Annotated in this window: 12 protein-coding genes; 6 read left to right on the top strand and 6 right to left on the bottom strand. The window is 48.6% G+C overall.

The features are described from left to right. Window positions 1–246 precede the first annotated feature (246 nt). Window positions 247–2,229, top strand: a complete 1,983-nt coding sequence (locus tag ABNT28_RS00340; protein ID WP_332925219.1) for a DEAD/DEAH box helicase — start codon at window positions 247–249, stop codon at window positions 2,227–2,229. Window positions 2,230–2,238: 9 nt separating this feature from the next. Here the strand turns inward: ABNT28_RS00340 and ABNT28_RS00335 are convergent, their stop codons facing one another. Further along, window positions 2,239–3,855, bottom strand: coding sequence for an acyl-CoA synthetase (locus ABNT28_RS00335; protein WP_348720820.1), 1,617 nt, complete (start codon window positions 3,853–3,855; stop codon window positions 2,239–2,241). Between the two features lie 154 nt (window positions 3,856–4,009). Between ABNT28_RS00335 and ABNT28_RS00330 the strand changes: the two genes are divergently transcribed. From ABNT28_RS00330 to ABNT28_RS00320, 3 genes are all read left to right on the top strand, one after another. Then, window positions 4,010–5,242, top strand: a complete 1,233-nt coding sequence (locus ABNT28_RS00330) for a CoA transferase (protein ID WP_348720819.1) — start codon at window positions 4,010–4,012, stop codon at window positions 5,240–5,242. A gap of 252 nt (window positions 5,243–5,494) precedes the next feature. After that, window positions 5,495–7,273, top strand: a complete 1,779-nt coding sequence (gene xsc, locus ABNT28_RS00325) for a sulfoacetaldehyde acetyltransferase (protein ID WP_348720818.1) — start codon at window positions 5,495–5,497, stop codon at window positions 7,271–7,273. Window positions 7,274–7,391: 118 nt separating this feature from the next. Beyond that, window positions 7,392–8,348, top strand: a complete 957-nt coding sequence (locus ABNT28_RS00320; protein ID WP_332925223.1) for a DMT family transporter — start codon at window positions 7,392–7,394, stop codon at window positions 8,346–8,348. A 21-nt stretch (window positions 8,349–8,369) separates the two neighbouring features. Here ABNT28_RS00320 and ABNT28_RS00315 read toward each other — a convergent pair whose 3' ends face one another. From ABNT28_RS00315 to ABNT28_RS00305, 3 genes are read right to left on the bottom strand one after another with little or no spacing between them, the layout of a single operon-like run. Continuing rightward, the gene (locus tag ABNT28_RS00315; protein WP_332925224.1) at window positions 8,370–9,659 is read right to left on the bottom strand and encodes a TRAP transporter large permease; all 1,290 of its coding nucleotides are present in this window, start codon (window positions 9,657–9,659) and stop codon (window positions 8,370–8,372) included. After that, window positions 9,656–10,183, bottom strand: a complete 528-nt coding sequence (locus tag ABNT28_RS00310; protein WP_348720817.1) for a TRAP transporter small permease — start codon at window positions 10,181–10,183, stop codon at window positions 9,656–9,658. Before ABNT28_RS00310 ends, ABNT28_RS00315 begins: the two co-directional genes overlap by 4 nt. Window positions 10,184–10,201: 18 nt before the next feature. Then, entirely contained in the window at window positions 10,202–11,224 is a 1,023-nt protein-coding gene (locus tag ABNT28_RS00305; protein ID WP_348720816.1) for a TRAP transporter substrate-binding protein, read from the bottom strand. A 258-nt stretch (window positions 11,225–11,482) separates the two neighbouring features. Here ABNT28_RS00305 and ABNT28_RS00300 point away from each other — a divergent pair, with 258 nt between their 5' ends. Beyond that, window positions 11,483–12,814, top strand: a complete 1,332-nt coding sequence (locus ABNT28_RS00300; protein WP_332925227.1) for a nucleobase:cation symporter-2 family protein — start codon at window positions 11,483–11,485, stop codon at window positions 12,812–12,814. A 92-nt stretch (window positions 12,815–12,906) separates the two neighbouring features. Further along, complete coding sequence (locus ABNT28_RS00295) at window positions 12,907–14,286, top strand: 8-oxoguanine deaminase (RefSeq protein ID WP_348720815.1); 1,380 nt, start codon at window positions 12,907–12,909, stop codon at window positions 14,284–14,286. A 20-nt stretch (window positions 14,287–14,306) separates the two neighbouring features. On the opposite strand, the gene ABNT28_RS00290 is transcribed toward ABNT28_RS00295, so the two are convergent. Both ABNT28_RS00290 and alc read right to left on the bottom strand, forming a co-directional pair. After that, window positions 14,307–14,816, bottom strand: a complete 510-nt coding sequence (locus tag ABNT28_RS00290; protein WP_348720814.1) for an ureidoglycolate lyase — start codon at window positions 14,814–14,816, stop codon at window positions 14,307–14,309. After that, window positions 14,816–15,805 (bottom strand): allantoicase, encoded by a 990-nt coding sequence (alc, locus tag ABNT28_RS00285; RefSeq protein WP_348720813.1) that lies wholly within the window; start codon window positions 15,803–15,805, stop codon window positions 14,816–14,818. The genes ABNT28_RS00290 and alc overlap by 1 nt, the downstream gene beginning before the upstream one ends. Window positions 15,806–15,810: the final 5 nt, after the last annotated feature.

Genomic DNA, 15,810 nt, shown 5'->3' with positions numbered 1-15,810 from the left:
CCCCTACCTACAGATTAGGAATCTGTCGCTCTATCCTGATGAGCTACGGGACCACCTTATCTATATGCCGCATTTTATCAAAAAACGCTATCCTTGCTGTTCTTTGAACCACGCCTAGATTGCCGGTAAATTATTCCTATCTGTCACCGCATTGACAAAAACGCGGCTAGGGCGCATAAACCGCCATACAAACAGGCGCGGTTTGTGTAAAGCGCCCTCCAAAAGCTATTGCTGGAAACTTTACTTATGACAAGCCTTACCGACGCTGACTCAGCAGATCAACCTTCTGCGGGCGGCAGTTTTACCGATTTTGATTTACCCGAAAAAATGCTCAGTACGCTAGCGCGCGAAGGGCTGGTTGTGCCAACGCCTATTCAACAGATGTCGATACCGCTTTTGCTGTTGGGACACGATCTGATCGGTCTGGCGCAAACTGGAACAGGCAAAACAGCTGCCTTTCTACTACCGCTAATGACCCAACTCAGCTATTCGCCAAGCGTTCGCTCCGGACAGCCGCCAAAGGCATTGATCTTGGCGCCAACGCGTGAACTTGCCAATCAGATTTCGGCAAATCTGTCACGCCTATCTGCAGATATGAATATCCGGCACATTTGTGTGTTTGGTGGCGCACGTTACGAAGGTCAGATCCGCGGGTTGAAACGTGGGGTCGATATTGTTGTGGCCACACCTGGTCGCCTGATGGATCTTATGGAACGCGGCTCATTCGACCCGTCCGGCATCACGCACTGGATTCTTGATGAGGCTGATCATATGCTTGATCTTGGCTTTTATCCGGCAATGAAGCATATTTCGGCTTCCTTGCCAGCTGATCGCCAGACGATGCTGTTTTCCGCCACGATGCCGCCCGAAATCGAAAAGCTTGGCAATGAATTTCTTACTGACCCCGAGCGGGTTAAAGCACCGCAAACCGGTATAACCGCCGATAAAATCACCCAGCATGTGACCTTGATGGCTGAAGGTGATAAACGTGACCGGTTGTGTGATGTGCTTAACCATGAAGATACTGGCCAGTGTCTTATCTTTGTGCGCACCAAACGTCGCGCCGATGCGCTTTCTAAATTTATGGAAGCGCGTGGCTTTGCTGTTGACACTTTACATGGCGATATGCGCCAGGGACTTCGTCAGAAAGTGTTACGCAATTTTCGTGATGGCAAATTACAGGGTCTTATTGCCACTGACGTTGCTGCCCGTGGTATCGATATCGCTGGGCTGTCTCATGTGGTCAATTTCGATATTACCGATACGCCTGAGGCCTATGTTCACCGTATTGGACGAACAGGACGTGCAGGTCTTGGCGGCCTTGCTTTATCTTTCTGTTCACCTTCTGAAGAGCCTCGTCTTGCTGCCATCATTTCGGTTGTTGGCTCACGTGTTGAACTTTTTGACATGGATGGTGAAGCTGTCACTGATTTTCATGCCAAGCCTGCCAAAGCCAAAGGCCGTAGTCGGCAACGTTCAGGAAATCGCAACGCGTCTGGTCGTTCTAGAGGCGACCGTCCAGAAAATGGTCGTCCAGCTAACCGTCGCTCAGACAATGACCGCTCCAGCAACCGCTTTGCTGACAACGATCGTAAATCATCGCGCACAGATGATGGTTCTTCCAGCACCAAAAAATGGAATAAAAAGCCGGATGAAAACAAAACACGAGCTACTAATAAATGGTCATCGCATGATAATAGTGGAAATGATGAAAGGCGCTCTACACGTGGTGCATCAAAACCATCATCAAATAGTAAACCCGCGCGCTCTGGCAAAAGTATAAGCAAGCCAGATTTTGGCAAAAAACCGTTTGGCAAAAAACCATGGGAAAAGTCTGGTGACAGACCAGCACGATCAAATGACAATCATACGCAACGCGATGATCGGCCACAAAGAGATAACAAACGTAGCGATAAGCACGTAGATGACGACAAGCCACGTTTCGGCAAAAAACCATCATTTGGTAAGAAACCGCCTTTTGGCAAAAAGCCTTCCTTTGCCGCACAATCAAACACTGAAGGTAAACGGCGGAATGCTGACGGTGAACGCCGAGACAGCAATCGGGATGATACCAAAAAAGATAACCGAAGCGGCAAACCCAGCTTTGGTAAAGCTGGCAAACCAAAATCAAAGCCAAATAGTCGTTCTGCCAGCAAACCTGGTTCACGTTCGGCGGCACCCCGTTCAGCAGGTGGTGAAAAACGTTTGCGCCGAAAAAATAACGCTTAGTGGGTCAGGTTACGTCTGCATTGTTTGTCGCAAAATAAATTTCTGGATTTTGCCTGTGGATGTTTTCGGTAATTCCCCGAATTTAATAACTTTGGGCCGTTTAAAGCCTGCCATCTGACCACGACACCATTCCATCAATTCATCTTCGGTTATGGTTGCCGCTTCTTTTACCTCGACAAACGCACAGGGCACCTCGCCCCATTTTTCATCGGGTTTGGCAACAACAGCCGCCGCGACCACATCCGGATGGCGGTAAAGATACCCCTCGACTTCAACCGATGAGATGTTCTCTCCACCAGAAATGATCACGTCTTTCAGGCGATCCTTAATCTGCACATAACCATTTTTATGCCACACCGCGGCATCACCCGAATAGAACCAGCCATCACGCATCGCCGCAGCTGTGGCATCGGCATCCTTATAATAGCCTTTCATAACTATATTGCCACGAATAACAATTTCTCCCTGTGTTTCGCCATCGCGCGGCACTTCATTACCGGTTTCACTATTGACCACGGCACTCCCTTCGGCGACAGGAAATGCAATGCCCTGCCAGCTTTGAATGTCAGCCTGTTCAGAAAATGTCAATTCATCCCATTCCGAGCGCCACAGACATTGCGTGACATGGCCATAGGTTTCAGTCAGACCATAAACCTGCATGACCTCAAGCCCCATCGCCGCTGTTTTTTCCAGCATCGCCGCAGGTGGTGGCGCACCAGCGGTCAACACCTTGATCTTGTAATCTAGCTTTGGCCGCGTTGCTTCTGGTGCATTGACCAATAAAGACAGAACAATTGGTGCGCCGCCAAAATGCGTGATCTTGTGCTTTTCAATATCCCCAAAAATTGCCTCCGCACTGATCGTCCGTGTCAGCACAATCGTCGCCGCCATCAAAGTCATGGTCCACGCATGGCCCCAGCCATTACAATGAAACATCGGCACCACATAAAGATATGTCGGATGGTGCTGCAACTCCCATGCTGTGACTGTGCCAACGCTCATCAGATATGATCCGCGATGATGATAGACAACGCCTTTTGGTCGGCCAGACGTACCCGAAGTATAGCCTAGCGCCAGCGCTTGCCATTCATCTTCGGGAAGATTCCAGTCATAATTGACATCGCCACTAGCGATGAAATCTTCGTAATCGCGGTCACCGATATTGGGCATATCACCCATCGCTGGATCGCGGATATCTATAACGGCAATATCGCGGTTCAGCAGTTTCAACGCAGCAATCACAGTTTCATGGAATGCCGTATCAACGATCAATAACTGACTATCACTATTATCCAGAATATAGGCGATAGTTTCAGCCTCAATTCTTGTGTTCAAAGTGTTAAGAACACATCCAGCCATGGGAACCCCAAAATGCGCCTCGAACATTTCAGGCGTATTCGCAGCAATCACTGACACCGTATCACCAAGCCCAAGCCCCATTTTAACCAATGCAGAGGCTAGCGATCGACATCGACCATATGTTTCTGACCAGCTATAGCGCCGTGCGCCATAAATCAGCGCTGTACGGTCTCCAAACAGGTCAGCTGTCCGCTGAATAAAACTTAATGGCGAAAGCGGCACGTAATTGGCCTTATTTTTCTCTAGCGCCTCGTAATGCTGATGCATATTCTCTACCCCATCTAAAAATTACATACATATGTGTTATTGTATGGGTTTCGCCAAAACAAGGCTAACATGATGCCAACAGGATTTTACCTGTCAAGCATCAGCACCCCAAAGTAACAATGTTAAAATTTCACATTTGGCGTTACGGTTAATCATGATTGAAAAAGATACACCACCGCAGGTAAATCACGGCCCCTTATCAGGTATCAGGGTTCTTGATCTGTCACGCATCTTGGCGGGACCAACCTGCACGCAATTAATGGGGGATTATGGTGCCGATATTATCAAGGTGGAAAAACCAGGATTAGGAGATGATACGCGCGCTTGGGGGCCACCCTATGTCACTGGACCTGACGATATGCCAACAGCTGAAAGTGCTTATTACCTATCGGCGAACCGGAACAAACGCTCTTTTGCCATTGATATCACCACACCCAAAGGCGCCGAAACCGTGCGCCAGCTGGCAACTCAATGCGACATTATGGTCGAAAATTTCAAGGTTGGTGGGCTAGCCAAATACGACCTTGATTATGACGCCATCGCTGCTGTTAACCCAGCCATAATATATTGTGCCATCAGCGGTTTTGGCCAGACAGGCCCCAATGCACATTTACCAGGTTATGATTTGCTGGCACAGGCCTTTGGCGGGATCATGAGTTTGACAGGTGCACCCGATGGTGAGCCCATGAAAGTTGGGGTGGCCGTTGCTGATGTTGTGTGCGGTCTTTACGCTTGCACCGCAGTGCTTGCCGCATTGCAACATCGCACACGGACAGGTGAAGGCCAATATATAGATATCGGTCTTGCCGATACACAGATCGCTTGGTTGATCAATAATGGAACTAATTATCTGACCTCGGGACAATCTCCAAAACGACTTGGTAATGAGCATCCAAACATTGTCCCGTATCAAGTTTTTGCCACCATCGATGGGCATATTGTTGTTGCGGCCGGAAATGATGCGCAATATGCCCGCTTCTGCGGTCTGATCGGGCGCGACGATCTTGCCAGCCATGCCGACTATCTGACAAATATGAGTCGTGTGAAACACCGTGATACACTGATACCTATACTTGCTAACGAGATCGCCAAGCTGACCAAAGCCGAACTTGTTGCCAAAATGGAGCAGCATGGTGTGCCTGGTGGACCCATCAATACCCTACCTGAGGTGTTTGACTCCGAACAGGTGATCTCGCGTGAAATGAAAATTGTTATGCCCCATGCCAGCGCCAAGAGTGGAGCGGTTGATCTAATCGGCAACCCAGTCAAATTCAGCAAAACGCCTGTATCCTACCGCTATTCACCGCCAACATGTGGCGAACATAGTGACGATATAACAGCTGAATTACTCACTAATATTAATAGCAGCGCAACCAAGAGCGAATAACATCAAATCACCTATGCGGGTCTTTTAGACGATGCGCAGGCAAGACATGCCTATCTGGATCCATTTTTACCTAGATCTGGATCCAAAGTCAGCTTGGCTTGGCCCGCGATTCATAGTAAATAAGAACCTGCTATGGTTTATGCCAAGCCTTTAAAACAAATTCGGCTAACCGCATTACCTGTCTAGGTCAGGCTTTAGTCATCCACGTGTTTCAATGCGCCATAATTAACATATTCAATGAGGGTTAAATAAATGAAAATGACAACCGAAGAGGCTTTTGTAAAAGTCTTGCAAATGCATGGTATTCAGCATGCTTTTGGCATTATTGGTTCAGCCATGATGCCTATCTCAGATTTGTTCCCAAAGGCTGGCATCACATTCTGGGACGCCGCGCATGAGTGCAACGCTGGTATGATGGCTGATGGTTACACACGGTCAACAGGCGAAATGTCGATGATGGTCGCGCAGAACGGTCCTGGTATTACAAATTTTGTAACGCCTGTTAAAACTGCTTATTGGAACCATACACCTTTGCTTCTGGTAACCCCACAAGCCGCCAACAAGACTCTTGGTCAGGGCGGTTTCCAGGAAGTCGAACAAATGGCTTTGTTTAAGGACATGGTTGCCTATCAAGAAGAGGTGCGTGACCCAAGCCGCGTTGCTGAGACATTAAACCGCGTCATTCTTCAAGCCAAGCGTTGCTCAGCACCAGCTCAGATTAACATCCCACGCGACTTCTGGACGCAGGTTATTGATATTGAATTGCCCGCAATCGTCGAATTTGAGCGCCCAAGTGGTGGTGAAGATGCCATTAACGAAGCTGCTAAATTGCTTTCAACTGCCAAGTTTCCAGTCATTCTGAATGGTGCAGGTGTGGTCATTGGTGGCGCTATTGACGCATCAATCAAACTTGCTGAAAAGCTTGATGCGCCCGTTTGCTGTGGCTATCAGCATAATGACGCATTTCCAGGATCACATCCGCTTTTTGCAGGCCCCCTTGGTTATAATGGTTCGAAAGCTGGCATGGAATTGATTGCCAAAGCCGATGTTGTACTTGCACTTGGCACCCGGCTAAACCCGTTTTCAACATTGCCTGGCTATGGCGTCGATTACTGGCCGAAAGATGCCAGTATCATTCAAGTTGACATCAACCCTGATCGTATAGGCTTAACCAAAAAAGTATCTGTTGGAATTGTTGGTGATGCCAAAAAAGTCGCCACCAGCCTTCTGTCCAAGCTTAGTAACGATGCTGGCAATGCCGGACGCGCCGAACGTGTCGCGGTGATCGCCAATACTAAATCATCTTGGGCGCAGGAACTTACCTCGCTTGACCATGAAGACGACGATCCAGGCACAACATGGAACGAACGCGCACGTGGCCGTGAGCCACAAAAAATGTCACCACGTATGGCATGGCGCGCCATTCAATCAGCTTTGCCGAAAGATGCGATCATTTCGTCTGACATCGGTAATAACTGTGCAATTGGTAATGCTTATCCAACGTTTGAAGAAGGCCGGAAATATCTGGCACCAGGTTTGTTCGGTCCATGCGGTTATGGCCTACCATCCATCATGGGTGCCAAAATTGGCAAACGCGATGTCCCTGTTGTAGGCTTTGCCGGTGATGGTGCCTTTGGTATTTCAATGAACGAAATGTCTGCTATCGGTCGTGAAGAATGGCCAGCTATCACAATGGTAATCTTCCGCAACTACCAATGGGGTGCTGAAAAGCGCAACACGACTTTGTGGTTCGAAGATAATTTCGTTGGCACAGAACTTGATCAGCAGGTCTCTTATGCTGGCATTGCCAAAGCATGTGGCGTCGAAGGTGTTGTTGCGACCAGCATGGACGGTTTGACCGACGCGTTGAACACCGCGATTGATGCCCAAATGAAGCACGGTAAGACTACATTTATCGAAGTGATGCTCAATCAAGAACTTGGCGAACCTTTCCGTCGTGACGCGATGAAAAAGCCTGTCGAAGTGGCAGGCATCAGCCCTAATGACATGCGGGCCCAAAATATTGCCTAAAGCTGTTCATTCAGCGCATACATAATATCTCAAACAGCCGCCCTTACAGGTGGCTGTTTTTTTGTAATGGGTTCAATTAAAATCATATCTTCCTGTTTATTTCTGTTAGCGTTTCCCTATGGTATCCATCAAAACAACACCTGAGTCACCCACCCTCCATGACTGGCTAATTCTTGCCTTTCTAGGTCTCATCTGGGGTGCCAGTTTTTTCGGCGTCGAAATGGCGCTCACCGGATATGGCCCGCTTAGTGTTGCTGCTGGCCGGGTGGCGATTGCCGCAATTATTCTGGTGTTTATCGCTATTTTTTTTGGCGATGGCCTGCCCAAATTCGATACGCCAACTAACAGGCGTATTTGGATGCACTGCTTTGCTATGGGGCTATTTACCAACGCGCTACCTTTCAGCTTACTATCATGGGGACAACAGATCGTCACCTCCAGCTTTGCTGGTATCTGCATGGCGGTTGTCCCTTTGTTCGTTTTGCCGTTGGCACATTATATGGTTCCTGGCGAGCGTATGAGTTTAGCCAAGGGTGCAGGCTTCCTATTCGGGTTTGGCGGTGTTGTAATGCTGGTTGGTGGCGATCATCTTGGCATGCCATTTACCATAATAGGAACAGAGTCAACGCTTATGCTGACTGCACAATTTGCCTGTGTAATTGCTAGCTGTTGTTACGCCATTGGTTCAATAAATACACGCCTTTGTCCACCGATCAACACATTGTCCTATTCGGCAGCTGGTCTCATGCTAGGTAGCTTCATGCTATTACCAGCGGCTTTTTATTTTGAAGGCATTCCTAACTTACCAGCCCCAAGCGCATTGGCTGGCATACTCTACCTTGCTATTTTTCCAACTGCCGTTGCGACTTTGCTACTGACCGTGCTGATCAATCGCGCAGGGCCAACTTTCCTATCGCTGGTGAATTATCAGGTGCCAGTATGGGCGGTTCTTATTGGTACGCTGGCTTTGTCTGAAGCTTTGCCTGGGCATTTTGTTTCTGCGTTAGCAATCATTCTGGCAGGTCTGGCCATCTCACAGTTCTACGATCGCTGGCGCGCTAAAATGATTGGTTAATCTTGCCAACAATTTGACCCATCACATCATTGACGGCAATAACAATGAAATAGTGGGCACTAATGTCAGTAGCGTCAGCCGCAATATATCAGCAACCCAGAATGGCGTGACGCCTTTGAAAATAGTTTTAACCGATACGTCTTTCAACACGCCTTTCAGCACAAAGACATTCAAACCAATTGGCGGCGTTATCAGGCTGATTTCAGTCACAACCACCACCAGAATGCCAAACCAGATCAAATCAAACCCCAATCCCTCAACCAACGGTGCAAAGATAGGAACCGTCAAAAGGATCATCGACATTGATTCAAACACACATCCCAGCAAGACATAAATCAGCAGGATGATAAAAATCACTCCCAAGGGTGAAACGTCAAAATTTGTGACTATATCAATTAGCGCTGGTGGCAACCCCGCCCGATTGACAAAATTTGAAAAAATCAAAGCACCAAACAAAAGCAAAAATAGCTTTGCAGACGTCACCGCTGTCTCGCGTAGCACCTCCATCGCCGAGGAAATATTCAAGGCACCACGACGCCACGCGATTAACATGGCTCCTGCCGCGCCCATGCCAGCGGCTTCTGTCGGTGTAAAGGCACCCACATAGATGCCACCAATCACAAAAATAAATAACCCAAGCGTTGTCCAAACATCCCGCAGGGCAATGAGCCGGTCTGTCCAGCTACTTTTATCGCCAGCTGGGCCTGCCGCAGGATTGCGCGTGACCACGACCATAACGGCAAGCAAGTAGAAAAGCACGCCCACAAGACCAGGCAACACACCAGCAACAAATAATTTTCCTACCGAGGTTTCTGTCATCAATCCATAAATCACCAGAATAACGCTTGGTGGGATTAGAATGCCCAGCGTGCCACCCGCTGCAATCGAGGCAGTAGCAAGTGAGTCATCATATTTATAGCGCCGCATTTCAGGCATAGAGACTTTTGACATGGTGGCTGCAGTCGCCAAAGACGAACCACAAATTGCCGAGAACATGCCACAAGCGCAAATTGTTGACATCGCCAACCCGCCTTTGCGGTGTCCCAGAAACACATAAGCGGCACGGTATAGTTCCTTGGCCATACCACCACGTTCAACCATTAAACCCATCAGAATGAACAGAGGGACAACTGAAAGACCATAGGATTGGCCTGAATCAATCACCAATCGACTAGCACTTGAAATCGCAGCGCGGTAACTTGCTAATTCGCCAAAGCCAATCACACCGACAATGCCAAGTGCAATGCCAAGTGGCATTCGCATAAACGCCAAAATCAGCACGGCGGCAAAACCAATCAATGCAGCGATCATTTTATATCCTCACCATCGGCAGAAAAATCTTTGCCGGAACTTGAAAACACAACTAGCAAACGAATAAAGGCCATCACCGCCGCTGCATAAATAGACAAAGTAATAAAGGATACAGTTATCACCCGGGGAATACCCAGATATTCTGTTGTGTCTTTATCTTCGAATGCACGCACCGCATAATCAAAAACACGATCACCAATGCGATAGGCCACATAAATTGAAATAACCAACATCACAATACTGATGATCCAGCCAACTCGACCCTTGGCAAAAAACGCTATCAGATCAACGGTCACGTGATCATTACGAAAAAACATGGCTGGAAGTGAAAAGAAAATAATGCCAGCCATACATATACGCACAAGTTCAACTGCACCGACGACAGGCATAGACAGAAAATAGCGACCAATGACGTCTGCACAGGTCAGAACAACCAGCAAAAACAGAATAATCGCCGCCAAATTAGACACGAAACGGCTGGCATTCTCTGCCAACCGTTCCACAAATTTTATCAACCCAAACACAAAAGAAATATTTCGGGTCTAGAGTTGTGACTTGAAAAAGGCGAGAGCTGCCTTGCCATCCACGCCACGGCCGTCAATTGCCGCTAGAACGTCAGCCTCAATGCCAGCAGTTAACTCTTTGAAATAAGCTTTATCTGCATCGCTGGCATCGGTTACAACCAGACCAGCTTCAAGCCCTTTGGCCATACCAAGATCATCAGCCGCATCCCAGAATGAACCGACTTTTGCTGCCATCTTTACACCACGCATATCATCAATGCATTTACGGTGTGCCGATGAGAGACCATCATAGGTGTCTTTGTTCATTGGAATGGCGAATGACGTTGTATAGATGCCATCGGTATTCCGATAGGTATGCTTGGCAATCTCGGCAACTTTAAAAGCGTGCATGGTTTCCATAGGAAAGAACACGCCATCGGCAACACCCGATGAAATGGTTTCATACACCTTTGGCGCAGGTACGTTAACACCAGCCACACCCAAAGCAAGGCCAATCGCATTAGCAACACCGCCACCAACACGCAATTTCATGCCTTTAAGGTCTTTGAAAGACGAGATTGGCTTAACTGTATGGATCATGCCTGGGCCATGCACAAAATTGGTGAGCATTTCAACGCCTTTGGCTTCATTAGCAGCATCAAGATGCTTTTCCCATGTCGCCTGAAACGCGGCTGACACAGATTCGGACTTTCCAAAAAGGCCCGGCAATTCAGCAAGTTTTGTGGTTTCAAATTTTCCTGGTGTATAGCCATGCACCATCCATCCAAGATCGGCCACACCATCACGAACAGTATCATACTGAGCTGGTGGTGGTGCTAGGCCATATTCGACTTTCAAACTAAGGCTGCCGCCTGAACAAGCCTTTAGCTCTTCATTCATCCATGGGAATACTGACGCATTCATCGCATGCTTTGGGCTAGCCCATGAAGACACCGTCAAAACGGTATCAGCATTTGCTACCGACACACTCAATGGCACCGCTAGGAATGATAATGCGGCAACACCAAGGCCAGCCACTTTAAAGAAACTAGAATTTTTCATTTATAACTCTCCCTTTTATTAAACTTCGTATTTTATTCATAAATCCCCTATTCACCCTACACATCCGGCCTCAAGTGGCAACCCAATTTTCATAACGAACAGTCATTAAAAATTGCCGAAAGAGTTATATATTCTCTATTCTGACAGTAAATATGAAGCAGTAATGCAAAAGCCCGCGTATCTTTTTACGCGCTTTTCCCTTTCCCTATCATCTCATCCAACGTAACGTCATAGAAATTTAACTATGTGGGGGATAATATGGAAAACGATCAAATCGGAAGTACCGAACAGTTGAAAAATCCTGATTATGAAGTACCTATGGGACCAAGAGTCGCCCTGGGGCTTCAGCATGTGTTAGCAATGTTTGCCAGTAACGTAACACCGTCAATCATTATTGCGGGCGCGGCTGGCTTTGCCTTTGGCGGCGAAGACATGGTATTTTTAATCCAGATGGCCATGCTTTTTGCTGGCATCGCAACCTTGTTTCAAACGATTGGTATGGGGCCTGTTGGCGCCCGATTACCTGTTATGCAGGGGACCAGTTTTGCATTCGTACCAATTATGATAGGTATCGTTAAAGCTGGTGGCATGGCAACATTAATGGGCGCCATTATTGTTGCTGGTATATTCCATACCTTCCTTGGCGCCATTATTGGCCGCATCCGCCATTGGTTTCCACCTCTGGTTTCAGGAATGGTAATCATGGCTATAGGTTTAGCGCTTCTTCCTGTTGGCATCAAATATGCGGCGGGTGGTGCAGCCGAGTTCCAGATGAACGCGCCAGAATGGGGTGATTTCAGCAAATGGGGCCTAGCTCTGACAGTTATCATTGTCGCACTTGGCTTTAAGTTCTTTACCCGTGGCATCACGTCGTCAGCCGCTATTTTACTTGGTTTGATTGCCGGTTATCTAGTTGGCATTGCGACAGGTGTTGTCAATTTTGGCGGCGTCGCCAAAGCGGCATGGTTTGTTGTACCAACACCTTTTAAATATGGCATTGAGTTCAGTGCTTTTGCAATTATCGGTATGATTCTGATGTCAATCGTTAGCGCGATTGAGACTGTTGGTGATATTTCTGGCATTGCCAAAGGTGGTGCCGGACGTGAAGCAACTGACGAAGAACTAGCAGGCGGCACCTATGCTGACGGGCTTGGTAGTGCAGTTGCTGGCATATTTGGTGGCTTGCCAAACACGTCCTTTAGCCAGAATGTTGGCTTGATTTCAATGACCGGTGTGATGAGCCGAGGCGTGGTAACCGTTTCTGGTATTTTCCTGATCATCTGTGGTTTTATTCCAAAGATAGGTGCGATTATTTCCGCCATGCCAATCTCGGTACTTGGTGGGGGTGTGATCCTGATGTTTGGCATGGTTGTATCAGCTGGTATCAACATGCTATCTGACGTCAAATGGAGTCGCCGCAATATGGTCATCCTAGCCACATCGCTTTCTGTTGGTCTTGGTTTGCAAGCGGTACCAAAATCTATGCAACATCTGCCTGATAGCTTTGAAATGCTGATGGTGTCTGGTTTGCTGCCGGTTGCAGTACTTGCTGTGGCCATGAATATGCTTTTACCTGAGGATGCAGACTAGTTTGCATGGCTCGTTTAATGACTAAACATGGGCGCCGTCAAAGTTATTTGACGGCGCTTACAAAGTGTTAATGACGGCAAATGGATTAATACATGTCAGGACAAACACTTCTTATCAAAAACGCTGATGTTCTGTGCACAATGGCACCAAGCGGGCATGACAACCCCGGTGACATGAACGAAATTCAGAATGGTGGTTTGTTCATTCGTGATGGCGTGATCGAGCAGGTTGCCGAAACTAGCCAGCTTCCTACATCTGCTGACACTGTTCTCGACCTTACCGGACATATTGTTATCCCCGGAATGGTCAATACGCATCATCATCTGTTTCAGAATTTGACCCGCGCGGTGCCTGCCGCACAGAATGCGCCGCTATTTGGCTGGCTGCAAACACTCTATCCAATATGGAGTCATATAGGCCCCGAACATATTTACTGGTCAACGGCACTTGGTCTTGCCGAACTTGCCTTGAGTGGATGTACGACCTCTTCGGATCATCTTTACCTGTATCCCAATGGTGCGCGGTTGGATGACGCCTTGTCTGCAGCGTCTGATATTGGCGTTCGTTTCCACGGCACACGTGGCTCGATGAGCATCGGCGAATCCAAAGGCGGCTTACCACCGGATAATCTGACCGAAAATGAGCCTGACATTCTAGCCGAATGCCAGCGTCTGATCGAAGATTATCACGATGCGCGTCCCTATGCGATGCAACGAATTGCACTTGCGCCCTGCTCACCTTTCTCAGTGAGCATGGATCTGATGCGTGAAACCGCCTCCATGGCTCGTGCCTATAAAGTAGGCCTGCATACACATTTGGCCGAAAATGTCGAAGATATCGACTACAGCCTGGCTACCTTTGGTATGCGGCCAGGTGACTATATCGAAGCTGTCGGCTGGACAGGTGACGATGTCTGGCACGCACATTGTGTGCAGTTGAACGATGACGAGATCAACCTGTTTGCCCGCACCGGCACTGGCGTAGCGCATTGTCCTTGTTCGAATATGCGGCTTGCCAGTGGCATTGCCCCCGTCCGTGCCATGCTGGATTCTGGCATGAAGGTGGGGCTGGGTGTCGATGGGTCAGCGTCGAATGACAGTGCCCATATGTTGAACGAAGCCCGCCAGAGCATGCTTCTGCAACGTGTCAATCAAGGTGGTGACGCCATGAATGCACGCGAAGCCTTGCATATGGCAACGGCTGGCGGTGCTTCGGTGATGAACCGGGATGACATCGGTATTCTGGCACCCGGCTATGCAGCCGACATTGCTGCCTTTGACAGACGTACAATTGATTTTGCCGGCAGTGACTGGGATCCGGTGGCATCACTCATTTTCTGCGGTCCGGTGAAAACAAATTATACCATCATCAATGGCAAGATTGTCGTCGCCGAGGGGCAACTCACCACGATGGATATGAATAAGATGCTTACCGAGCATAAACGCCTGTCACATCATTTAATGACTGCCTGATTCTACATCCCAAGCAGATATCAGACATCGATATGGGCGACGGCATGCTCTGCCCAGTCCTCATCCAGATTATGGCCATCGCCAGACCGATCCATAACCAGAAAGTCCTGACTGTCTTCCAGTACCAGCAATGGATGATGCCAGGTACCGCGATCATAGCTGACCCCCTGACTGCCAGTGGCGCGAAAACAGATAAGGCTGTCAAAATCTGGCGCACTGTCATCAGCATTACCAGATGCCACCACAACCAGCCAGTCATGCTCGGAAAGCGGCATGAACGCCTGCGAGCCCAACGGATGCCGTTCAAGCATGGATATCGCAATCGGACTGGCACGACGCGTTCCCCGAAACAGCGAAATGATCGGGATGCCGCCTTCATGTGTCACATCAATTTTGGCCAGCGCATCAAACCGTGTTGTTGTCCCCTGATTGATGCTGATCTGTTTGGCACCATCTGTTTCAATCACAGTGCCATAGGGCGCAAAAGCAGCCTTGGTGAGTGGCTGGATAACGAGCTCTCGGCTGGCCATTATGTCACCACTTTGCCAAATAAACGCAATCGCGACACACCGCCATCGGGGAAAATATTCAAACGCACGACATTTATCGGACCCACATCATTGATATCAGCATGGTTGAATTTATGGATATTATCTGCCGATAATGATTTCTCGCCCATCAGTTCAGGCCAGTTTTCGGCGGCATCCAGATCAACATCGCCTTCGATCAATGCGGCCTGAAGGCTACATCTATCCGGATAATTACCTTTGAAATGCGCCGTATCCACTTCAATATCTGAAATCAGGCCAGCCGCACCAAGACGCACAACAATCCAGTCATGTCCGGGTTCACGGCGGCGGCGGGTTTCCCATCCATCACCCATAGTCTGGCCGCGCCCTTCAGAGATCAGCGCATTGACGTCTCCATAATGCGCATCATTATAGCCCAGAATACAGCCACCCGAACGTAACGCCGATAATTCGGCTGGTGCATCACCATGACCTGACCAATCGCGCTGGACATCGCCAAAAAGACGAAGGCGGGCAATACCGCCATCCGGATAGATGTTAAGCCGCACGATATTAACAGGCCCCACGTCATGTGCCGTCAGCAGATGATGCGCATCCGGTCCGAGCTTGGTGTCACCAATCACCGTTTTCCACTCGGCCTTGTCGATATTACCATCTGCACAATAGGCAGCCTCCAGCATCGCACCAGGCGGATAATTACCGGTAAAATGGGCTGTGTTGATATCGACTAGCCGAATGGTTCCGGTTTCTCCCAGATGCAGAATACACCAGTCATGGCCGCTATGACGGCGTCGGCGTGACTCCCACCCATCCATCCATTTGCCATGGTCATCAAATTTATCCGGCACAAATACTGGCACCGTATCAGCCAGCATACGTGGCGCTTCAGCAAAAAAATCATCGCTTACCGAATGAATTTCTGTACCCATCCTAGGTGATGCCAAATTAACCAGACCCATAGCTTCGGCTGGCGGAAACTCATTGTTCATTTTTG

Source organism: uncultured Candidatus Puniceispirillum sp., from assembly GCF_963979125.1.
GTDB lineage: Bacteria > Pseudomonadota > Alphaproteobacteria > Puniceispirillales > Puniceispirillaceae > Puniceispirillum.
Note: the sequence above shows the minus strand (reverse complement) of the source record. Positions and strands in the feature narration are given on the sequence as shown.